At 29.4% G+C, this 23,874-nt stretch carries 23 protein-coding genes; 19 read left to right on the forward strand and 4 right to left on the reverse strand.

The window, feature by feature from the left end; genetic code table 11:
- The first annotated feature begins 8 nt into the window (after positions 1–8).
- From recG to rplS, 16 genes are all read left to right on the forward strand, one after another.
- A complete protein-coding gene (recG, locus tag MOO46_RS01725) occupies positions 9–2,033 on the forward strand; it encodes an ATP-dependent DNA helicase RecG (RefSeq protein WP_249511310.1) in 2,025 nt (674 codons plus the stop codon).
- Between the two features lie 15 nt (positions 2,034–2,048).
- Entirely contained in the window at positions 2,049–3,089 is a 1,041-nt protein-coding gene (plsX, locus tag MOO46_RS01730; protein ID WP_249511311.1) for a phosphate acyltransferase PlsX, read from the forward strand.
- A gap of 49 nt (positions 3,090–3,138) precedes the next feature.
- Positions 3,139–3,387: an acyl carrier protein gene (gene acpP, locus MOO46_RS01735; RefSeq protein WP_249511312.1), complete on the forward strand. Its 249-nt coding sequence runs from the start codon at positions 3,139–3,141 to the stop codon at positions 3,385–3,387.
- Positions 3,388–3,458: 71 nt separating this feature from the next.
- On the forward strand, positions 3,459–4,151 hold the full coding sequence (rnc, locus tag MOO46_RS01740) for a ribonuclease III (RefSeq protein WP_249511313.1): 693 nt from the start codon (positions 3,459–3,461) through the stop codon (positions 4,149–4,151).
- A gap of 25 nt (positions 4,152–4,176) precedes the next feature.
- Positions 4,177–7,728, forward strand: coding sequence for a chromosome segregation protein SMC (gene smc, locus MOO46_RS01745; RefSeq protein ID WP_249511314.1), 3,552 nt, complete (start codon positions 4,177–4,179; stop codon positions 7,726–7,728).
- Positions 7,729–7,731: 3 nt separating this feature from the next.
- Positions 7,732–9,000, forward strand: a complete 1,269-nt coding sequence (ftsY, locus tag MOO46_RS01750) for a signal recognition particle-docking protein FtsY (RefSeq protein ID WP_249511315.1) — start codon at positions 7,732–7,734, stop codon at positions 8,998–9,000.
- Positions 9,001–9,024: 24 nt separating this feature from the next.
- Positions 9,025–9,366, forward strand: a complete 342-nt coding sequence (locus MOO46_RS01755; protein ID WP_249511316.1) for a putative DNA-binding protein — start codon at positions 9,025–9,027, stop codon at positions 9,364–9,366.
- A gap of 14 nt (positions 9,367–9,380) precedes the next feature.
- The gene (gene ffh, locus MOO46_RS01760; protein WP_249511317.1) at positions 9,381–10,868 is read left to right on the forward strand and encodes a signal recognition particle protein; all 1,488 of its coding nucleotides are present in this window, start codon (positions 9,381–9,383) and stop codon (positions 10,866–10,868) included.
- Positions 10,869–10,934: 66 nt separating this feature from the next.
- Positions 10,935–12,086 carry an ATP-binding protein gene (locus tag MOO46_RS01765; protein WP_249511318.1) on the forward strand — a complete coding sequence of 384 codons (1,152 nt, stop codon included), beginning with the start codon at positions 10,935–10,937 and terminating at the stop codon, positions 12,084–12,086.
- 9 nt (positions 12,087–12,095) lie between these two features.
- Entirely contained in the window at positions 12,096–13,328 is a 1,233-nt protein-coding gene (locus MOO46_RS01770; RefSeq protein WP_249511319.1) for a VWA-like domain-containing protein, read from the forward strand.
- A 12-nt stretch (positions 13,329–13,340) separates the two neighbouring features.
- Entirely contained in the window at positions 13,341–13,637 is a 297-nt protein-coding gene (locus MOO46_RS01775) for a hypothetical protein (RefSeq protein WP_249511320.1), read from the forward strand.
- Positions 13,638–13,727: 90 nt separating this feature from the next.
- A complete protein-coding gene (rpsP, locus tag MOO46_RS01780; RefSeq protein ID WP_105955998.1) occupies positions 13,728–14,003 on the forward strand; it encodes a 30S ribosomal protein S16 in 276 nt (91 codons plus the stop codon).
- A 13-nt stretch (positions 14,004–14,016) separates the two neighbouring features.
- The gene (locus MOO46_RS01785) at positions 14,017–14,274 is read left to right on the forward strand and encodes a KH domain-containing protein (protein ID WP_249511321.1); all 258 of its coding nucleotides are present in this window, start codon (positions 14,017–14,019) and stop codon (positions 14,272–14,274) included.
- Positions 14,275–14,334: 60 nt separating this feature from the next.
- The gene (gene rimM / locus MOO46_RS01790) at positions 14,335–14,859 is read left to right on the forward strand and encodes a ribosome maturation factor RimM (protein WP_249511322.1); all 525 of its coding nucleotides are present in this window, start codon (positions 14,335–14,337) and stop codon (positions 14,857–14,859) included.
- A complete protein-coding gene (gene trmD, locus MOO46_RS01795) occupies positions 14,849–15,598 on the forward strand; it encodes a tRNA (guanosine(37)-N1)-methyltransferase TrmD (protein WP_249511669.1) in 750 nt (249 codons plus the stop codon). The genes rimM and trmD overlap by 11 nt, the downstream gene beginning before the upstream one ends.
- 121 nt (positions 15,599–15,719) lie before the next feature.
- Positions 15,720–16,076: a 50S ribosomal protein L19 gene (gene rplS, locus MOO46_RS01800; RefSeq protein WP_249511323.1), complete on the forward strand. Its 357-nt coding sequence runs from the start codon at positions 15,720–15,722 to the stop codon at positions 16,074–16,076.
- 54 nt (positions 16,077–16,130) lie between these two features.
- Here rplS and MOO46_RS01805 read toward each other — a convergent pair whose 3' ends face one another.
- On the reverse strand, positions 16,131–17,555 hold the full coding sequence (locus tag MOO46_RS01805; protein WP_249511324.1) for a C69 family dipeptidase: 1,425 nt from the start codon (positions 17,553–17,555) through the stop codon (positions 16,131–16,133).
- 124 nt (positions 17,556–17,679) lie between these two features.
- Between MOO46_RS01805 and MOO46_RS01810 the strand changes: the two genes are divergently transcribed.
- Both MOO46_RS01810 and glpK read left to right on the forward strand, forming a co-directional pair.
- Positions 17,680–17,871, forward strand: a complete 192-nt coding sequence (locus tag MOO46_RS01810) for a 2-hydroxymuconate tautomerase (protein ID WP_249511325.1) — start codon at positions 17,680–17,682, stop codon at positions 17,869–17,871.
- Positions 17,872–17,893: 22 nt separating this feature from the next.
- Positions 17,894–19,405 (forward strand): glycerol kinase GlpK, encoded by a 1,512-nt coding sequence (glpK, locus tag MOO46_RS01815; RefSeq protein WP_249511326.1) that lies wholly within the window; start codon positions 17,894–17,896, stop codon positions 19,403–19,405.
- Between the two features lie 28 nt (positions 19,406–19,433).
- Here the strand turns inward: glpK and MOO46_RS01820 are convergent, their stop codons facing one another.
- Complete coding sequence (locus MOO46_RS01820) at positions 19,434–20,240, reverse strand: Cof-type HAD-IIB family hydrolase (RefSeq protein WP_249511327.1); 807 nt, start codon at positions 20,238–20,240, stop codon at positions 19,434–19,436.
- An 87-nt stretch (positions 20,241–20,327) separates the two neighbouring features.
- Between MOO46_RS01820 and MOO46_RS01825 the strand changes: the two genes are divergently transcribed.
- Complete coding sequence (locus tag MOO46_RS01825; protein WP_249511328.1) at positions 20,328–21,674, forward strand: RsmF rRNA methyltransferase first C-terminal domain-containing protein; 1,347 nt, start codon at positions 20,328–20,330, stop codon at positions 21,672–21,674.
- A gap of 82 nt (positions 21,675–21,756) precedes the next feature.
- On the opposite strand, the gene fni is transcribed toward MOO46_RS01825, so the two are convergent.
- Both fni and MOO46_RS01835 read right to left on the reverse strand, forming a co-directional pair.
- Positions 21,757–22,791, reverse strand: coding sequence for a type 2 isopentenyl-diphosphate Delta-isomerase (gene fni / locus MOO46_RS01830; RefSeq protein ID WP_249511329.1), 1,035 nt, complete (start codon positions 22,789–22,791; stop codon positions 21,757–21,759).
- Positions 22,792–22,804: 13 nt separating this feature from the next.
- Entirely contained in the window at positions 22,805–23,866 is a 1,062-nt protein-coding gene (locus MOO46_RS01835) for a phosphomevalonate kinase (protein ID WP_249511330.1), read from the reverse strand.
- Positions 23,867–23,874: the final 8 nt, after the last annotated feature.

Genomic DNA, 23,874 nt, shown 5'->3' on the forward strand with positions numbered 1-23,874 from the left:
TTGATGTTATGAACAGTCTTGATGATAGTGTTTCTGCTTTAAAGGGTGTTGGACTTAAAAAGCAAGAAGCTTTATCTGAACTTCAAATTAATAATATTTTTGATTTGCTTTTGTATTATCCTTTTAGATACGAAGATTTTCAGGTGAAAAACATCGATGATATTTCCGATCAAGAGAAAGTAACACTAAAGGGAACCATTGCATCCGAACCAACAGTTGTTCATTATGGTCGAAGAAGAAACATTTTAAATGTTAGATTACTTGTGAATAATATTGTTATTAAGGTTACTTTTTTTAATCAGCCTTGGTTAAAAAAACAATTACCTGTTGGCGAAGATGTTTTGATTTACGGTAGATTTGATAAAAATCGCTCGTCATTATCTGGCATTAAGATTCTTACATCAATTAATAATAACAAGATGAGTTCAATTTATAAGGTTAATAAACATATTCGTCAAACCACTTTAAAGGATATTATTAAAAATGCTTATGAAAATTATCAAAAATGTATTCAAGACATACTGCCGACTTCTTTGCGAAAAAAATATAAAATTGAAAAACTAGCTAAAGTAATTCACGATATGCATTTTCCAGGTAGTAAAAGGGATGCTATGTTGGCTCGTCGGAGTGCTAAGTTTAATGAGTTTTTTATATTTCAAATGCGTTTACAAAGTTTAAAAAGTAATAAAACCAATAATGGTATTGCACTTAAATACAATAGTAATATTATCAATTCGTTTATAAAACAATTACCATTTAATTTAACGGATGCTCAAAAAAAAGTTATTGATGAAATTTTATATGATTTGCAATCTAGTCGACAGATGAATCGATTGCTCCAAGGTGATGTTGGTTCTGGAAAAACTGTTGTTGCGGTTTTAGCAATTTATGCCTGTATTCAATCTGGTTATCAAGCAGCTTTAATGGCACCTACTGAAATTTTGGCTGAACAACATGCTAATAGTTTAGCTAATTTTTTTAAAAATGATAATATTAACATTGCTTTATTAACTGGTGATACTAAATTATCTGCTAGGAAAGAACTATTGCCTAGAATTGAAAATGGTGAAATTAATTTAATCATTGGAACACACGCTTTAATTCAAGATGCTGTTAATTATGATAAATTGGGCTTAGCAATAATCGATGAGCAGCATCGATTTGGAGTTAATCAGCGAAAAAAATTGCGTGAAAAGGGTATTGGAACCAATATATTGGCAATGACAGCGACCCCAATTCCTAGAACTTTAGCAATTACATCTTATGGGGAAATGGATGTTTCGATAATTGATCAATTACCTTCTGGCAGACAGCCAATTAAAACAGCTTGGATTAGAGAAAGTCAATTTAAATCTTCTTTACCATTTATAAAGAATCGTTTAAATAAGGGCGAGCAAATTTACGTTGTTACTCCATTGGTTGAAGAGTCAGAAGCGGTTGATATGAAAAATGCTGTTAATATTTATGAAAGTTTTCAAAAAAGTTTTGAGAATTATTATAATGTCGGATTGTTACATGGCAAAATGAATGATGATGAAAAAAATAAAATTATGAATGATTTTAAAGAAAATCGTTTACAAATATTAGTTTCAACGACAGTTATTGAAGTTGGAGTAGACGTCAGTAATGCGACAATGATGATTGTCTTTAATGCTGACCATTTTGGATTATCCCAACTCCATCAATTACGTGGTAGAGTCGGTAGAGGTGGTCAGCAATCATATTGCTTATTAATTGCTGATCCTAAAACCGAGGTTGGGGCTAAAAGAATGGATGTAATGGTTAATAGTAATGATGGATTTGTAATTTCTCAAAAAGATTTAGAATTAAGAGGCCCTGGTGATGTAATGGGAAAATCACAATCAGGGCTTCCTGAATTTAATGTTGGAGATCCAGTTGCCGATTTAACAATGTTAAATATTGCTCAACAAGAAGCAATTTTAATTGTTAGTAAAAAAAGCTGGCAAAGTAATCCAGAAAATAAGCTTTTAGCAAATTATATAAATCATGCTAATGAAAAAATATTTGATTAATTAAGGAGAAATAAAATGAAGATTGCAATTGATGCTATGGGTGGAGATTACGCACCTACAGAAGTAGTTAAGGGTGTTGAATTGGCAAGAAATCAGTACTCAGATATTGAATTTAAACTTTTTGGACAAGTTGATAAAATTCAACCATTAATTGAAGATGACACAAGAATTGAGTTAATTCAATCTGATGAAGTAATTGAAATGGGTGAAGAACCTGTAAAGGCAGTCATGAAAAAGAAAAATTCTAGTTTAGATATGGCTGCTCAAGCGGTTAAAGATAAAGAAGCTGATGCTTTCTTTTCTGCTGGTAATACTGGAGCCATTTTAGCTGCTGGATTATTTATTATCGGTAGAATTAAAGGGATTGATCGCCCTGGTTTAGCAACCACTTTACCCATTGTTAATGATCCGGAACATGATAATTTTGTAATGTTAGATGTTGGCGCTAATGCTGAATCTAAACTTTTTAATCTATATCAATATGCTTTTATGGGTAAGTATTATGCAGAAAATGTTAGAAAAATTAATAACCCAAGAATTGGCTTATTAAATAACGGAACTGAATCAGATAAAGGTGATAGTTTGCATAAAGCTGCTAATGAGCTATTATCTAAGGATGATAACCTTAATTTTATTGGAAATGTAGAATCTAGAGAATTGTTAAATGGTGCTGCAGATGTTGTTATTACCGATGGATTTACTGGTAACGCTGCTTTGAAAGCTATCGAAGGAACTGCATTATCATTATTGACTTTGATTAAAGGTGATATTATGTCAGCTGGCTTAAAATCTAAGTTTGGTGCATTAATGCTGAAACCTACATTTAAGAAAATTGGTAAACAAATGGATTACTCTCAATATGGTGGTGCTGTCTTAATGGGTACTAAAGCACCGGTTGTTAAAGCTCATGGTAGCAGCAAAGCTAATACTATTAAAAATACAATTTTCCAAATTAAGTCAATGATTGACTCAAAGACAATTGATAACGTTGTGACTTACTTTAACGAAAATTCTGATAAAATGGCAGAAATTAAACAAAATGCTAAAAATAAATAAATCTGATATAATTAACTTATTAATTTAATATAGATTTGAGGAAAGCTAAATGACAAAAGAAGAAGTATTTAATAAAATTTCTGATATGGTTTCCGATCAATTTAGTGTCGATCGTAAATCAATTACAGGTAGTTTAAATTTTCAAAAGGATTTAGATGCTGATTCAATTGATTTTGTTGAATTTGTGCTAGACTTAGAAAATACTTTTGATACAGAAATTTCTGATGAAGATGCTGAAAAAATTCAAACCATTGACGAAGCTGTAGATTATGTAATGTCAAACTCAGACAACAAATAGATAATTAAAAAGCGATTACTCAAAGGGTAATCGCTTTTTATTGTTTCTTTAATATATGGAGGGATATTTTAATGATAGCAGAATTTGATAAATTATTAGATGAAAAATTTGGAATAAAATTTAAAGATGAATCATTATTGGATGAGGCCTTTACACAAGCTTCATATGTTAATGAACATCCTGGAAAAGACTTAAAATTTTATGAAAGAATTGAGTTTTTAGGTGATGCAGTTTACGAACTAGTGGTTTCTGATTATATTTTTAAAAGATATCCTAAATTACCACAGGGTAGACTAACTAGATTAAGGGCTGCAATGGTTAATGAACGTAGTTTTAGTAGCTTTGCTAGAGAATGTCATTTTGATAAGTATATCCGTTTAGGAAAAGGTGAAGAAAAAGCTCAGGCTAGAGAAAGAGACTCATTGTTATGTGATATTTTCGAGTCGTTTATTGGGGCTGTTTATTTAGATCAAGGAATGAAGCCAGTAGTTAAGTTTTGTCATCAAGTAATTTTTCCTAAATTAGATGAAGGTTGGTTTGATGAATTCTTTGATCACAAAACCGAATTACAAGAATTGGCTCAACAAAATGGTCCTGTAGAAATTGAATATCATTTATTAGATGAAAATGGTCCAGACAATGATCGTCGCTTTAAAGTATCGGTTACTATTGATGATAAAGAAGAAGGTATTGGAGAAGGTAATTCTAAGAAGAATGCTGAACAAGTAGCTGCTAAAAAAGCTTTAAAACAGTATTTAAACTAATAAATTTTAGAACGGGGAATTAAATTTGAAGTTAAAATCATTAGAAGTTATTGGCTTTAAATCTTTTGCTAATAAAACCAAAATCAATTTTAATAATGGTTTAACCGAAATCGTAGGTCCTAATGGTAGTGGTAAAAGTAATGTTATTGAAGCTATTCGCTGGGTTTTAGGAGAACAATCAGCCAAAACACTTCGTGGAACTAAAATGCCTGATATCATTTTTTCTGGCTCTGTTGATCATAAAGCTCTGAATCGAGCAGAAGTAAAATTAACTCTAGATAATACTGATCAATATATCAATAGTCCATATTCTGAGATTATTATTGCTAGGAAACTTTTTCGTAATGGCGATAGTCAATATTTTATTAATAAACAAGAATGTAGATTAAAGGATATTAATAACTTGTTTATGGATACTGGGATGGGGCTTGGTTCTTTTTCTATTATTTCTCAAGGTAATATTGAAAAGATATTCAATAGTAAGCCTGAAGATAGAAGATCAATTATTGAAACAGCTGCCGGAGTATTTAAATATAAACATCAAAAACACGATGCTAATTTAAAATTAAAGCAAACTAAGGATAATCTTGATCGTGTCGAAGATATTATTTACGAGTTGAAAAGCCGTAATGATTCTTTAAAAGAACAGAGTAATCTTGCTAAAAAATATTTAGAAAAAAAAGATCAATTAGAAAAATTAGATATAAATAAATTAGTTTTTGAATTAAAAGATTTCATATCTAAAAAAGATGTTAATAATAAAGAATTAGTTAGCTTTAAAAATAAAAAAGATATTCTAAACAATGAAATATCAAAATATTCTAAAGAAGCCAATAATCAAAAAAATGAACTTGAAAAAAATCTAAATTTAAAAGAAAAATTACAAAATCAACTTTTAAAATCTTCTCAACAATTAGAAAGAATATCTGGAGAACAAAACTTATCTAAGCAAGATTTGGAATTCAAGAAAAAAAGTATTATTGATAAAAAAGGCAACTTAAAAAAATTGATTATTCAAAAAAAGAACCTACTCAATAATAGTTCATCTTATAAAAAGGAAATTGATCAACTTTCTGCAAAATTTACTGAATTAAATAATAAAGTTCAAGCTAGTAATCTCAATTTACTTAATAAGGAATTATCAAGTAAAAGAAATTTTCAAGAAGAATTAAAATCTAATTACCTAGATATTATGCAAAAAATGGCTGATTTAAATAATAAAAACATTTATTTAGACAAAAATAAAAAACAAAGTGATGTTCAAAACATTAGCCAAAAAAATAAGATAAGAGAAATAAAAAATGATGTAGCAGAATTTAATTCTAAAATATCTAGTTTTAGTGAAATGATTGGTCAATCAAAAGAGAGCTATTCTAAAATTGATAATAAATATATGCAGTATAAAAAAAAGTTATCTGAATTAAATAGTATTATTCAAAAAAATAAGGCTGATTGGTATCATAGCTTAGAAGAATATCAGAATATAAAAATAAAGTATAATAGTTTGAAAAAAATTACCGATGATCATTCTAATTTTTATCGTGGAGCAAAAAATATACTAGCTGATAAAAAACAATTATCTGGAGTATACGGATCAGTATCTGATTATTTGAAGGTAAGTTCAAAATATTCATTAGCAATTGAAACAGCTTTAGGTTCTCAATTACAACAAATTATTGTTCAAGATAGTAATTCTGCCAAAAATGCAATTAATTATTTGAATCAAAATAAATTAGGTAGAGCGACATTTGTACCGGTTGAAAGTGTGTCAAAAAGATTTATCACCAATCAGAAAATAGATACTTGCAAGAACTATGAAGGGTTTATAGGCACCGCAGATTCATTAGTTGATATTGATAAAGAGCTGTTAATTATTAAAAAACATCTGTTAGGTAATGTCATTATCTCAAAAGATTTAGATTCTGCTACTGCAATTAGTCGTGCCATTAATTATAGTAATAGAGTTATTACTTTAGATGGAGAAATTATTAATTCAGGTGGTTCAATGACTGGTGGTAAAAATAAAAATCATTATGATGGAATGTTATCACAAAAGAACAAACTTACTGATTTAAGTAAAAAAATGGATTCATTTAGTATTCTTTTAAAAAATCAAGAGAAAACTATAAATGAAAATAATGAGAAATTTATAAATTTATCTGATGAAGTTAAATCTTTAGAAGATAAGATGAATTCCTTATCTACAAAAATAAGTAATTATCGTAATAATAAAGAGTTTAATGAAAAAATAATTAGTCAAAAAAAGCGTGAATTAAAATCAATTAGAATGTCTATCAACGATATATTTGATGATGATTATGAGGAACAAATCCAAAATAACAATCAAATTAAAAATAAGTTAAATCAAGATTTATTAAAAAATCAAAGTGCATCTAAAAATACCAATGAAAGAATTATTACATTAGAGTCACTGATTTCCAGTCTTAATGATGATTTGAATTCCAATAAATCGAAATTAGCAGTTATTAAAGAAAAAATAAATAATTACCGTAATAAGAATGCTGATGTTATTGAATCAATTGATCAGTTAGATAATGATATTCAATTAACTAATGACTCAATTGATTCGTTAGATGAAGATCTTAAGCTAATTATTTCTAATTCTACTAGTAAAGAAAAAATAAATAATTTGAAGCAACAAATTAAATCTAATAAATTAGAATTGAATAAATGTAATCAATTAATTGTAAACTTGCAAACCAAAATTAGTAATTTAGATAGTATGCTTGAAGAAAAAAGAGAAAATTATATAATTGTTACCAGTAGTTATAACAAATTTAGTACTAATGATAATCAAATTGATAATGGTATAATTAAATTAAAAGAAAAACTAAGTAGTAAATATAATATTGATACTAAAAATGTTAATAATTTTAAAATTAATGAATCTTATAATGATATTAAAAAATCGATAGGTTTATTGAATGAACAAATCAATGCTTTAGGGAATATTAATATATCTTCAATTGACGAATATAAAGAGGTTTCAAAAAGATATCAATTTTTAATAAATCAATCTGAAGATTTAAAAAATTCTAGTAATCAATTAACTGAAACGATGAATAAGATTGATAGTACCGTGAAATATAAATTTAAGGATACTTTTGATAAAGTTGCGGTGCAGTTTAAAGATGTATACACTGAAATATTTGGTGGCGGTAAAGCTAAATTAGTTTTAACTAATCCGAACAATTTATTAACGACTGGTATTGAAATAATGGCACAACCACCTGGCAAAAAATATCGTCATATGTCTTTGCTTTCTGGTGGTGAAAAAGCTTTAACTGCTATTTCATTGTTATTTGCTGTTTTAAAAGTAAAGCCAGTCCCATTTTGTATACTAGATGAAGCTGAATCTGCACTTGATGCAGAAAATGTGGATAGATATGCTAAATATATGAGTAATTTAGATACTAATACTCAATTTATTGTTATAACTCATAGAAAAGAAACCATGATGTATGCAGATACTTTGTATGGTGTTACAATGCAAGATTCAGGTGTTTCAGAAGTTGTTTCAGCCAACCTAAATAAATTTAATTCAATGGAGGATTAAAATATGGGATTATTTGATATATTTAAAAGTAGATCTAAAAAAAATAAGGAAAAGAAAGAACAAGAACAGCAATCTAACCAAGTTAATTCGGAAGACAAATCAGATAATAATAAAACCAATGCTGATTTAGATGGCACTTCAAAAACAGAAAAATCCTCTGAATTAGAAGCGAAAAATAATTTTGAACCATCAAAAGAAACGAAAGACATTGACAAAGAAGTAGTTTCCCAAGACAATACTGAAGAACAAGAACAAGAACAAGAACAAGAACAAGAACAAGAACAAGAACAAGAACAAGAACAAGAACAAGAACAAGAACAAGAACAAGAACAAGAACAAGAACATTCTAAAAAATTTGAAAAAGGACTGTCTAAGTCTAGATCCACTTTCGGTGAAAAATTAAATCGTTTATTTGCTAACTTTAGATCTGTCGATGAAGATTTTTTTGATGATTTAGAAGATACTCTAATTGAATCTGATGTCGGATTTGATATGGCTGTTAATTTAACTGATCAATTAAGAGATGAAGTTAAGTTAAAAAATGCCAAAAGTAGAGAAGATGTCCAAAACGTCATTATTCAAAAGATGATTGAAATTTATGATCAGTCTGGTAATGATGAATCTACTGAAATTCATTTTGCTGATGAAGGTCCTACAGTAATTCTTTTTGTTGGAGTTAATGGAGTTGGAAAAACTACCACAATTGGTAAAATGGCCGATAAATATAAAAAAGATGGTAAAAAGGTATTATTAGCTGCTGCTGATACTTTTAGAGCCGGAGCAATTGAACAACTAGATGAATGGGCCAAAAGAGATAAAGTAGATATTGTTAAAAAGCCAGAAAAAAGTGATCCATCTGCAGTTGTTTATGAAGCCGTTCATAAAGCCAAATCTGAAAATTATGACGTATTGTTTGTTGACACTGCTGGTCGTTTACAAAATAAGGTTAACTTAATGAATGAACTATCTAAGATGAAGAAAGTTCTAACTAGAGAAATTCCTGAAGCTCCTCATGAAGTCTTACTAGTATTAGATGCTACAACTGGTCAAAATGCACTTAACCAAGCTAAATTATTTAAAGAAACTACTGATGTAACGGGTATCGTTTTGACTAAATTAGATGGTACTGCTAAGGGTGGAATTGTGTTGGCTATTAGAAATGAACTACATTTGCCAGTTAAATATGTAGGATTAGGTGAAAAAGTTAGTGATTTAAGTAAATTTGATGCTAATGATTATGTTTATGGATTATTTAAAGGACTACTTAAATAAATATGAATTAGGAGGTTATTTATTTTGAAAATAGAAAAGAATTACCGAATTAATTCATTGTTTGAGTTTTATCGACCTTTATTAACTGACAAACAAACTAATTATGTCCAATTATATTATGCAGATGATTATTCATTAGGTGAGATATCTGAGGAATTTAATGTTAGTCGACAAGCGGTTTATGATAATATTAAAAGAACCGAAGTAATTTTAGAAAATTATGAAAAACAACTATATTTGTACAAGGATTTTATGACTAGAAATGATGAGTCTGATGCAATAAAAAAATATATATCAATTCATTATCCAAATGATAAAAAATTGAAAAAGTTAGTTGATGACTTAGAACACACAGAAGAAAAGTGAGAGTGGTATATTAAATGGCATTTGAAGGATTAACTGAACGATTACAAAAAGCAATGCGTAATCTACGTGGAAAAGGAAAAGTTTCTGAATCAGATTTAAGAACAACAATGCGAGAAATTCGCCTTGCTCTATTAGAAGCCGATGTGAACTTTTCCGTTGTAAGGAAATTTGTAAAAACGGTTCAAGAACGTGCCAAGGGTTCAGATGTGCTTGAAGGTTTAAATCCAGCTCAACAAATTGTTAAAATTGTTGATGAGGAATTAACTAAAACAATGGGAGAGGAAGCAACTCCTTTAAATAAATCTGATAAAATTCCAACAGTTATTATGATGGCTGGTTTACAAGGTGCAGGTAAAACAACTACGGTTGGTAAATTATCTTTAAAATTAAAAAATGAAAATAAATCTAGACCATTGTTAATTGCTGCTGACGTTTATCGTCCTGCTGCGATTGACCAATTAGAACAAGTGGGTAAGGAAGTTGATGTTCCTGTTTTTCAAAAGGGTACTGATATGGATCCTGTTGAAATTGTAAGGCAAGGTATGGAAGTTGCTAAAGAAAATCATAATGACTATGTTTTAATTGATACAGCTGGTCGTTTACAAATTGATGAAAAATTAATGGATGAGTTAAAAAATATTAAAACACTAACTAATCCTGATGAAATTCTTTTGGTTGTCGATGCTATGACCGGTCAAAATGCCGTAAACACTGCGGAAGGATTTAATGATGCATTAGATATTACCGGTGTTGTTTTGACTAAATTAGATGGTGACACTCGTGGTGGTGCTGCCTTATCAATTAGAGAAGTAACTCAAAAACCTATTAAGTTTGTTGGTCAGGGTGAAAAGATGGATGCATTGGATGTTTTCCATCCTGATCGTATGGCTTCACGTATTTTAGGGATGGGTGATATTCTTTCACTAATTGAGAAAACCCAAAAGGATTATGATGAAAAAGAAGCTCAAAAGCTTACCGAAAAGATGCAAAACAATACTTTTGGTTTTGAAGATTTCTTAGATCAATTAAATCAAATTCAAAAAATGGGACCATTAGAAGATATTATGAAAATGATACCTGGAATGGCCAATAATCCAGCTTTAAAGAACGTTAATATGGATCCTAAGGATATGGAACATATCAAAGCGATGATTTATTCAATGACAAATGAAGAAAGAGATAATCCTGATGTATTAAAGCCATCTAGAAGACGTCGTATTGCCAGAGGTTGTGGACGTCCAATTCAAGAGGTTAATCGAATGATTAAGCAATTTAATCAAATGAAGACAATGATGAGTAAGATGTCTAATGGAAATATGTCAGGAATGGAAAATATGCTTGGTAATATGGGTGGCGGTGATGGCGCCTCTGGTATGATGCCAGGTATGGGTGGCTCCGGATTATCTGGTAAGTTATCTCAAATGGCTATGAAACGTATGAGTCGTAAAATGAGTAAAAAAATAAATAAAAATAAAAAACGTCGTAATAAAAAGCGTCGTTAATAACTATAGGCATAGTTACTGAACTTTCAGTGAGTATGTCTATTTTTATAAGGAGGAAAGATATATATGACATTAGGATATTTAGATACTCTAAAAGCTGTGGATATAGTAATAAAAAGTGGCCATGTGCCTAATATTGTTGGAGTTGCTGGAATTGGTAAATCAGCTTTAGTTGAGGAATTATCATTAAAAAATAGCGCTAAATTATTTACAACGGTTGTTAGTTTATCTGAAAAAGGTGATTTAAGTATTCCAGTGCCACCGTTAAATAAAGAATCTTTTATTGATACTCAAAAATATGGTGTTATTGCTGATGTAAAATATGGATATTCTCATACTTTAATTGAAATTATTAAATATGCTGAGAAAAACCCGCAACAACCAATTTATTGGTTTTTAGATGAGTTTAACCGTGGTTCTAGTGGTGTACAAAGTGAGTTAATGAATTTAGTTCTTCAAAGACAAATTAATTCATTAAAATTACCATCTCAAGTAAAAATAATTATTGCTGAAAATCCGGATTCATCGATGGATGGATTTGAAGATAGCGATTATAGTGTGTTTACCAGTGACAAAGCTATTAAAGATCGTACTACTAGAATTGTAATGGATGCTAATGTTAATGATTGGTTAAAATGGGCTAAATCTATTAAAAATGGACAATCGATAATTAATTCATTGGTCATAAAATATATTGAGGAAAATCCTAAATTTTTAAATATTGTGAATGATGATGATATGAATCCTACTCCCAGATCATGGCAGCGAGTTTCTGATATTATCGATAACGATAAATTTAAAGATTTGAATTATAATATTAAAATAAATTTGATTGCTGGAAATATTGGTGAAGAGTTGGCTGCTAGCTTTTTAAATTTTAGTAAAAATAATCTTAATAATTTATCGGTGAGTCAGTTAATAAACGAACCATTGTCAAATATAGTCAATAAGTTTATCCAATTAGATGAACTAAACAAAAATGAATTATTAGAAAAAATGATTGATGATATTCAAGCATGGTCACCTGATTTAGCACAGAGGTTAAATCAATTACTGTCTAAATTAAGTCCTGACGGTCAATATGGATTTATGTTACATGTTGCTAATAATACGGATTTAATAAATGATATTTATAATTTAACTATTAGTCATGAAGATATTGAGTTTGAAAACTTGTATTTACAATTTCAAAGTATAATTTTTGATCAGTTTATTTAGGTGATTTTTATGAACATAAATGATTTAATTTATAAAATTAATAACAGTGATAATGATAAAAAAATTAATTTAATTCAAAAATTAATAAGCAGGGTTATTATAGATAGTTTTTCTCAAAATAAAATTTATGGTTATATATTGATGAATCTAAAGAGAACTGGTGATAGTAATTTGAAAAGTTCATTTGCCTTAGAGTGGGAGGAAAATTCACTAATAATTGGTTTTAACCCGCAGTTATTTTCAAAATCTATTAAATCTGAAATCGATATAATTGCAATATTACAACATCTCGCTTTACACATTATTTGGTTGCACCCTGTTAGATATAATGGTAAAGATAATATTGAAAATATTGCCTCTGATATTTCAGTGAATCAATATATTGATGATGTCCCTAAAAATGCTTGGACTATTGAAAAAATAACTTATTTTTATCAAACGAAGATGCCTAAATTTAAAGATTCTAGTGAATATATTAAGTTGTTAAACACTTTCATGATTAAGCAGAAATCTGAAAGTGATTCTAATAATATGAAATTAATGGATGATCATAAAAAATTTCATAAGTCCGATAGTGGACAATCTCCTAAATATAAGAAAATTAAAGAAATTATTAAGCAGAGTGTTAAGAATATAGATAATCGTAAAAGAGGCAAATTACCTAATCCAATTAAAAAGCAAATTGAAAAAATAACTTCTAAGCCTGTTAATCTAAATAAATATCTTCAAATGGGCATTAGTAATATTCCATACAGTAAAAAAGATACGATTAATCGATTCAATCGCAGGCAGGCCTATCGGATGGAAATTCCTGGTAAGATGTCTAATACGATAGTACCCATTAATATATTCATAGATCATTCTGGATCAATTAGTAATGATAATTTACAAAATGCTTTATCTAAAATAATAAATATTAGTAAGCATTATCCATCCAAGATAACGATTTATCCATTTGATACAAAAGTATATTTAAATCAATCATATGTCTTAAATTCTACTAATGATATTAAATTTATTAGAAACGCAAATGGTGGAACGAGTTATCAATCCATTTTTGATTTTATTGCAAAATATCATTTAAAAGATGGTCTAGCTTTAATATTTACGGATGGTATCGGTGAAGAAGATGTTAATAACTATGGATTTGATAATGTTTTGTGGTTATTAGAAGGCTCAAGTGATAATTTATCGGTTAATAAACATATAGGTAAGATTATAAATATTAATAAAATTAAGTAAGGTGAATTATTTATGCGAAATTTACTAAAACCAAAAGTTTTGGTTGAGGCAGTTAATCGAGATCTTGACTTTAAAAATGCAATTGCCGTCTTGAAAGACAAAATTAGTGATGAATACGATGAAAATCCTTTATATAGTAATAAGATTTCTGCTCATGCAATTATATTAGCTAAGAATATTGAAAAAAATGGAATTGTAAAATCAAAGATTGATTTTACAAACTATCAATCTGTTCATAGTTTTATTGTTAAAAATGATTTATATTTAAAAATGGATGCAAAAAATGAATTATTAAATAAATTTAAATAAAAATAACGGTGTAAAGAAAAAAACCTTTACAAGCATCTAAATAACTGTTATATTTAATATCGTTAAAAGAAAAGCAGGAGGTGTTTATTAATGTCTGTTAAAATTCGTTTGAAGAGAATGGGTTCAAAAAGACGTCCTTTCTACCGTGTTGTTGTTGCTGATTCACGCAGCCCTCGTGATGGTCGTTTCATTCAAAAGGTTGGTACTTACAACCCAGTAACCCAACCAAGCACTGTTGAATTACAAGAAGATGATATCTTTGAATGGTTGAACAAGGGTGCTCAACCATCAGATACTGTTCGTAATTTATTATCTGATGCTGGTGTTATGAAAAAATATCACGAAGCTAAATATGCTAAGAAATAAGTGATAGATATTTATGACTAATTTCGATACGCTTATTACAAAAATTATAAAACCGCTGGTAGAATATCCAGAGGATATTGTTATTGAACATAATGAATCAGATCGTTTTTACGAATATCATTTATTTACTAATAAACATGATATTGGTAGAATTATTGGTAAAAAGGGACATGTAGCACAGACAATTAGAACAATTGTTTATAGTGCTCGTGTTCACAATAAAAAACGTGTCAGATTAATTATTGAAGATGGCAAAAATAAAAACTCTTAAATGAAACCTTCGTGTTTTGTTTAAGAGTTTTTTTAATATTTAAAATTTGGGGATGTGTAAATGGATTATTATAATATTGGTAAAATTGTAAATACACAAGGTCTTAAAGGTGAGGTCCGCGTAATGTCAATAACTGACTTTCCAGAGCAACGTTTTCAACCTGGCAATGTGGTTTATGCATTCTTTAAGGATAATCATTCTGAAGAATTAGTAATTGACAATGTTAGAAAGCATAAAAACTTTATTCTTTTACATTTTGAAGGTAAGCCAACAATAAATGATGTTGAATATTTAAAAACTTCTAATCTAAAAATATCATCTGAACAACAAAATAATACTGAGTTAGCTCCAGGTGAATATTTTTATCATCAAATTATTGGTTTAGATGTATATGATATTGACGATAATTATATTGGGAAAATAAAAGATATTATGTCTTTAGGCCCTAATGATGTTTGGGTTGTTGAACGTCAAGATAAAGAAGACTTATTATTACCTAAAATTAGTCAAGTTATTAAAAATGTTAATTTAGATAATTCAATAGTTACTGTTGAGGTCCCAGGAGGATTAGATGATGAGGATTGATATTTTAAGCTTATTTCCTGATATGTTCAGTGGACCTATGGGTGAATCAATTATTGGTAAAGCTAAAAATAATGATTTATTAGATATTAATGTTACAGATTTTAGAAAATTTACTACCGATAAACATAATCATGTTGATGATTATCCTTTTGGTGGTGGTGCTGGAATGTTGCTACAAGCTCAACCAATTTTCGATGCTTTATCTAATACCCAAGAAGAAGCCAAAAAGCAAAATATTCCTCAAGGTCGTATTATTCTAATGGATCCAGCGGGGAAAAAATTTGATCAAAAAGCTGCTGAAGATTTATCTAAGGAAGAACATTTGACTTTTATTTGTGGTCATTATGAGGGTTATGACGAAAGAATCAAGACTTTAATTACAGATGAATATTCATTGGGTGATTTTGTTTTAACTGGTGGAGAATTACCAGCTATGGTAATGATTGATTCAACCGTTAGACTATTGCCAGAGGTCTTAGGCAACCAAAATTCAGCCCCAGGTGATTCTTTTTCTAGTGGGTTATTAGAATATCCACAGTATACTAGGCCGGCTGAATTTAGAGGAATGAAAGTCCCAGAAGTATTGACTAGTGGTAATCATCAAAAAATAGCTTTATGGAAACAAAAAGAGGCTTTAAGAAAAACATATTTGAGAAGACCTGATTTAATTGATCACAATCAATTGAGTTCTACACAAAAGAAATTGCTAGCAGAAGTAAGAATTGAAGAAGAAAAATAACTTTACAATTTTTTACTGCTATGCTATTATTCTATTTGGCTATAATATTTAGTCAAAATAAAACGGTATTCCGCTGTCGTAAATATAGACATGAATGCTAGTTGGAAGGATGTTATTATTTATGCGTCAAAACGAATTAATTTCAAAAATTAACAAGGAACAACTTAAGAGTGATGTTCCTGAATTTAGAGCTGGAGACAACGTAAAAGTTTCTGTAAAAGTTGTTGAAGGTACTAACGAACGTATCCAAGATTTCGAAGGTGTTGTTATTAAACGCCATGGAACAGGTATTCAAGCTACTTATACTGTTCGTAAAATCACTTCAGGTGTTGGTGTTGAACGTATTTTCCCATTACATTCACCACGTGTTGCTAAGCTAGAAGTTACACGTCGTGGTGCCGTACGTCGTTCTAAACTATACTACCTACGTGATCGTCATGGTAAATCAGCACGTATTAAAGAAGCACGTCGTCGTTAATATAAAATTACGATTAATAAAAAACAGACAATCATTTGATTGTCTGTTTTTTGTTTAAAGATTTAAATCTTGTTTATAGTTTAATTTTGAAAAATCTGTTGAGTTAGCAATTAAATTATAGGCTAATTCTTGATATTCATTTATTGCATCTTTTGCATTTTTATTAGACATATCAGTTAAATATTTATTTATATCTTTTTCTTTATTATATTGTTTATCTACGTTTATGATAAACTGCTTAAATTTAATATTTAAATTTTCCTGAATATTCTTAACTGTATCATTTAATTCTAAATAGTGAGGGTCCAATAATACTCCAACTAGTTTGAATATCCAATAAGCAGATTTGGGACTATAATTTAAATTACCATTCTTGTATTCTGATAGGGTATCTTCAATCCCTGCAAAAAATGGGACAAAAACACTTTGAGCTGCAACCCCCATTGCTAACCAGTGAATGCCAGATATTTTATCTGGTAAATTAGGCCTAATTTGTAACACATGTGCTTCTTGGGTCTTTGCTAGACTAATTGGCCTATATTTGGTCTTATCTTCTTTTGAACCACTTCCAATTGGATCATATGGTGTTCCTTGATAATGTGAGGCTAAAAATTTCTGCGCGTCATTAACTGATATTAAATATTGTGGTTTCCTTATAAATGGCATATCATGACTTTCTGGATTTTGTTTAATATCTGGGTTAAACATTTTTTGTCCATACCAAACGCGAGGATTATTATAATAAACATCAGTAAGATTTTTTGTACCAAAGATATGTCTAAAATTAAAACTGCCATTTTGTTCTGGGTTTAGTTTATTATTATTAACAAATTCTCTAATTCCTTTAGACCACATAAAGTTATTTGAGTCATCAAAATTAATATTTCTAATTGAAATTTGATTTGATACCACCGCATAACAATCATCTGGAATTCTCATTGCAACCCAATGATGACCTGAACCGGTTTCTAGGTACCAAATTTCATCTTTATCAGAAAATAAAATTCCATTAGATTCGCAAGTACCATGCTTGCTAATGATTTTACCAAGTCTTTTGACACCTTCGCGAGCACTTTTAATATATGGCAAAACAACTGTAACCATTGCTTCTTCACCAATACCATCTTTTACTAGGGGATCATATCCAAGCACATTTTCATTTGCATAAGCACTTTCAGTTGCACTCATTGCAACATTGTATTCATTAATCCCATCTTCTTCAAATTTACCGTATTTATCGGTCCACTCTGGTGTTGATGTATATTTATACGATATTTTAGGTAAATTCATTTCAAAATTATTATCTTTTGAAATGAACTTTTGTTTTGATTTAAATTCTTTTCTCAAATTAACGACAAAATGCTTAGGCCAAGTAGCTTTAGAATCTTCATTTCTGCCGATCATTGTTGAACCATCGATAGAAGCTTTTTTACCAACCAATATACTGGTACAAGCAGAGTAATTTGGATATTCTGACATTTCAATTGCTTCCTTTCTTTAATTAATTTTATTGTATCATTATTATTGAAACTTTTGAAAAATTGAACTAGTTATATTTTTACAGTATAATCTAGTTATTATTAAAAATGAGGAGCGATATAATATGCCACTTGTACATATTGACTTAATTGAAGGAAGAAATGATTCACAAATTAAAGGCTTAGTTGAGGATGTAACTAATGCAATTGTTAAAAATACGGGTGCACCAGCTGAACACGTTCATATCGTCTTAAATGAAATGAAAAAAGATAGATATAGTGTTTCTGGTAAACTTAAAAGCGAAGAAGATCAATAATCTTTAATATTGGAGAAATACAATGAGCGATAAACAATATTTAATGGCGATTGATGAAGGTACTACTAGTGCACGAGCTATTTTATTTAATCATGATGGTAAAATTGTTAGTAAATCACAAAAAGAATTTACACAATACTTTCCTAAGTCAGGATGGGTTGAGCATGATGCTAATGAAATTTGGAGTGCTGTTCAGTCTGTAATATCAGAAACTTTAATCAAAACTGAAATTCCACCTTATAAAATAAGAGGAATTGGAATAACTAATCAAAGAGAAACCACGGTAGTTTGGAATCGAATTACTGGTGAACCAATCTATCATGCAATTGTTTGGCAATCAAAACAAACTAGTGATATTGCAGATGGGTTAAAAAATTGTGGTTATTCCGATATTATTCATCAAAAAACAGGTTTAGTTATTGATTCATACTTTTCTGCAACTAAAATTAAGTGGATTCTAGACAATGTTGATGGAGCAAGGAATCAAGCAGAACAAGGGGACTTATTGTTTGGGACAATTGATACTTGGTTATTATGGAAATTAACTGGTGGGCATGTTCATGCTACCGATTATTCTAATGCTAGTCGTACGATGTTGTTTAATATTCATGAATTATCATGGGATGAAGACATCTTGAAATTACTAGATATACCTAAACAGATGTTACCAAAAGTTAAGTCATCTTCAGAAATCTATGGATATACAGCTGGATATAATTTCTTAGGGGTACAAATACCAATTGCTGGTGTAGCTGGTGATCAGCAAGCAGCATTATTTGGCCAGTTGGCTCTTAAACCAGGTAATATTAAGAATACTTATGGTACAGGTGCCTTTATCGTAATGAATACAGGTAGTGAACCAACCATATCTCATTGTGGTTTGTTAACTACAATTGCTTACGGTATTGATGGAAAGATAAATTATGCTTTAGAAGGCAGCATTTTTGTAGCTGGTTCAGCGATTCAATGGTTGCGTGATGGAATGCAAATAATTAAGGATGCCAGTGAAACTGAAAATATGGCAGAAGCAACTGATAATAATCATGATATTTATGTAGTGCCAGCATTTACAGGATTAGGGGCCCCTTATTGGGATCAGGAGAGTCGTGGATCAGTTTTTGGATTGACAAGGGGGACTTCAAAAGAAGAGTTTGTCAAAGCAACGTTGGATTCACTTGCTTATCAAACAAAAGATGTTGTCGATACAATGACTAACGAAACTGGATTATCCTTAAATCAACTAAAAGTTGATGGTGGTGCTGCTAAGAACAATTATTTAATGCAATTTCAATCTGATATTTTAAATACATCAATTGAACGTTCTAAGATTTCAGAGACGACTGCACTTGGAGTTACTTATTTAGCTGGATTAGCCGTCGGATATTGGTCTGATATTGATGAAATTAAATCAAAACATAACTCATCAGATTGCTTTAATCCTAGTATGAGTGAACAAAAAATTAATAATTACTATAAAGGTTGGCAAGCAGCAGTTAAGTCAACACAGCTATTTAGAAAACTTAATAATAAATAAAAAAGCTTTCATATTAATTATGAAAGCTTTAAATTTTAAAATATTTTTCTAAGTATCTTGCCATACCATCTGAATTATTGTCGTATTCAGTAATATCATCAGCGATTTCTTTGATTTTGGGTTGACCATTTTTCATGGCTACGCCTAATCCGGCATATTTAATCATTGACTCGTCATTAAATTCATCACCAAATGCAATAATGTCTTTGTTAGGTATGTTGTAGTAATCAGCTAACTTATTTAAACCTGTCACTTTACTTACATTTTTGGCAGCAACTTCAATAATTGGATCAGGTCCACCCCATGGAGATACGGTTAAAATATCACCGTAATTATTTTTAACATAATCAATAAATGTGGCCTTTTTTGGTTTATCAACGTGTAAAGTTAAACAGATAGGATTTTCCTTTAAGTTATCTTTTGATATTATTTCGTCTTTATTTAAATCGGTAGGGAAAAATCCAACAGAAGTATCTGCTGATTTATTAGCAAGAAAAAGATTTTTTCCTTCTACTGTCATTAAATTAATACCAATTTCTTTGCTTTTTTCAAGTAACTTAAAAACTATATTTTTATCAATGTTATATTCGTATGCTTGGTCCCATTGATCTTTAGGGTTATATCCTAAACTACCATTAAAAGTAATCATTGGATTATTTAAACCAATTTTATTATAAATGTTTTCTACTAACCTGGGTGGTCTTCCCGTAACAATGCTAACAATATTACCTTGATGGATTAATTTGTTAATAGTATTAACAGTTCTTTTAGAAATATCTGATTGATTATTTAATGCAGTTCCGTCTAAATCAATTGCAATTAACTTTTTATTCATCTTTATATCACCTCTGTAATAAAACGTAATATTTAATATACTAAACAAAAAATACCAACTAGTCAATTAATTGAAGGGAGTCTTATTTTGAAATTACCAAGTGATTTTATAAAAAAATATAAAGAATTATTAGGTCAAGATGCAAACTCTTTTTTTGAGAGCTTAAATAATGATACCAATCCTGGATTCAGAATTAATCCACTCAAAGCACATGTTCCTGAAAATGAAAACCTAAGTAATCCTATTGAATATTGTAAATATGGATACTATGGAGAAATAAATGGTAAAAGTATTGATCATCAAAGTGGAGCAATTTATTCTCAAGAACCTAGTGCTATGTATGTTGGGGAAGTCGCAGATGTTAAACCAGGTGACAAAGTTTTAGATTTATGTGCTGCACCAGGTGGCAAAACAACACACGTTGCTAGTTATATGAATAATGAAGGTATTCTAGTTACGAACGAGATTGATTATAAGAGAGCTAAAATTTTAACTGAAAATGTTGAAAGATTTGGAAGCAAAAATACTATCATTTTAAATGAAGATCCCAAAAATCTTTCAAAACATTTTCCTAAGTTCTTTGATGTAATTTTAATTGATGCACCTTGTTCTGGTGAAGGGATGTTCAGGAAAAATCCCGATGCAACTAAATATTGGAATATAAATTATCCAATAGAATGTTCAATTAGACAAAAAGAAATTATTAACCAGGCTATGAAAATGTTGAAACCTGGTGGAAAAATTATTTATTCTACGTGTACTTTTGCTCCTGAAGAAGATGAACAAATTGTTGAATGGATGTTAGAAAACTTTAATGTTAAAACTATGCCAATTTATAAATACGAAGGGATGTCTTCCGGAAAACCTGAATGGAGTAAAAGTAAAAATCCTAATTTAAAGGATACGGTGAGATTATTCCCTAATAAATTTAAAGGAGAAGGACATTTTGTATCTAAAATAGTTAACCTAGACGATGGTAATAATAAAAAAATTAAAAAGCCATTGCAAAGCAATCTGGAATCTAGTGAAAAAAAATTGTGGGAACAATTTTCTGAACATAATTTAAATAATTATAAACCTAAACATTTAATTACTTTTGGCGATCAGTTATATTCTTTTGAAAAGGGGATGCCAGATTTAAAGGGGTTAAAAGTTATGCGTCCTGGTCTTCATTTGGGAACATTTAAGAAGAAAAGATTTGAACCTAGTTATGCGTTGGCTTTGGCATTAAAGCCATCTGAAGTGAAAAATCATTTATTTGTAGATGAAAAAGAATGGGCTACTTATATTCATGGAGATACTATTAATTGTGATAAATCTTTAAAGAAAGGTTGGTATCAATTAATTTGTGACAATCAACCATTTGCTTTTGGCAAGGTTGTTAATGGAACAGTTAAAAATTTCATTCCTAAAGGACTGAGATTTAAAATTTAAGACCTTTAATAAGGTCTTTTTATTTACCCTCATTAATAATAAAAAGTTACTTTAACTTAAAAATAAAAACAAAAAGAAAAAGTCAATAGAATATTCCTCTTTGTTCTAAATAACTTAATAAATTATCACTTAATATCATTTTTTTATGCTTCAAATCATCAATGCTATTGCATGATAGCAAACACATAATAACCTTAAGTCCATTTTTTATTTCATTAACCAAATCAATAGTATCATCAACACCATTATTAATAAGATTGTTTAGTATAAATCCAGAAATTCCAACAGCTTTAGCACCTAATGATAATGATTTAGCAATGTCTAGGGGAGTTCTAATTCCTCCAGAAGCAATAATTGATAATTTATTTGAATATTCTTTTGCTTCAAACAATGATTCAACCGTTGTCTGTCCCCAATTAAATAGATAGTTTAGTTCTTTATTTGGTCTTCTAAAATTTTCAATTTTTGCGAAATTAGTTCCTCCACGACCACTAATATTAATATTTTTAACACCAATATTTGATAGTTGCTCAATTGTTTCTTTGGACATTCCAAAACCAACTTCTTTAACTATTACAGGTATATTTACATATTTAATAATTTTCTCAATATTATCTAACCAATAAAATGATCGCTCACCTTCGGGCATTATTAATTCCTGAGCAGAGTTTACATGAATTTCTATAAAATCTGCATTTATCATATCAATTGCTTTTTGTGCATCTTCAAGGCTATGAGATGCTCCAATATTTGCAAAAACAGGTCCAGTTAAATTTTCTCTAATTATTGAAAAAGAACTAACAGTACTTTTATCTTTAATAGCAATACTTTGAGATCCAGTAGCCATTCCAATTCCAGTTGCTTCTGCTATTTTAGACAATTTATTATTAAGTTTTTTTGTATATTCGCTTCCACCTGTCATTGCTTCAATGTAAAAGGGGATATTTAATTTACGGTTTTCAATGTAAGTTGATAAGTCGATATCTTTAATATTAATTTCAGGTAAGCTTTGATGTATAAATCTTAGTTGATCAAATCCGGCTTTACTTTCATCGTTAAAAAATTTTTTGGCTAATGAAACATGTTCATTTTTTCTTTGGGAATGTTTACTAGTCATATAAATACTTCCTTTAAATTTTATTATGAATGTTTAGTTTTAAGTTTTTAATATCGTTTTCTTTCCATTCATTAATAATTTTATCTGTAGACTCATTTTTATCAATTATTACAATGCCACAATCGCCACCGCCAGCTCCAGAAGATTTAGCAGCACCATGATTATTAATAGCAATGTCACACAATTTACTTAATTTAGGTGTTTCAATATTAGTACCAGTAAATTTACCTAACTTACTAAGTAACAATCGATTAACTAATATTTCTTTTTGAATTAATTTAAGACTTCTTGTGTGAAATCCGTGCACCATTCGTTGAATACAATTTCTACTATCCTTAAGAAAATTATTATATTCATTGTTATTTTCACTTTTTTCGACATTTTTAACTAAGTCGGAAGTGGAAGCGGGAGAACCAGTCCATCCAATTAACAATTTTAAATTATCGGGAGGTGTTAATGGTTCTATATTTAGTCCAGGCCAATCCATATCAATAATTTTGTTAATGGGTAGCCTTAAATTTTTAAATAACCATTCTTTGTCAAAAGAGCTATATGTGATCCAACCACCATAGACACTTGCAGCAATATCTCCTAAAGATCCATTACCTTGAACCTTTAAATGAGCAATTGATGATAATTTAAAAATATCACTTAAATCTAAATTTAAGTGGTAGAAGTCGCAAATAGCTTTAACTACGCCAACAGTAACTGCTGCTGAAGACCCTAATCCATATTTTCTATCATCGGAGCTATTTAAGCAACTATCTATATTAATTAAGAAATTTTCTAAATTATAACCTAATGATTTTATATATTCAGTTGTTACTTCGATTGCAGAAACAACATAATCAAAATCTTTTTCATCATTGTTGAAAACAATATCATTATTAACAACTTCCCAATGAACAATTTTGTCAGGATATTGTTTAGAATGAACTTCACCTAAATTTTTACTATGGTTAATATTGACAGTAATAAACTGATCCAATGCAACAATAATTGATGGCATTCCTTTTTCAACCACCGCATATTCTCCAGCAATATATAATTTACCTGGAGCTTTTACAGAAATCAAACTAATCA

This window comes from Apilactobacillus apisilvae (assembly GCF_023380225.1).
In the GTDB taxonomy this organism is placed as follows: domain Bacteria; phylum Bacillota; class Bacilli; order Lactobacillales; family Lactobacillaceae; genus Apilactobacillus; species Apilactobacillus apisilvae.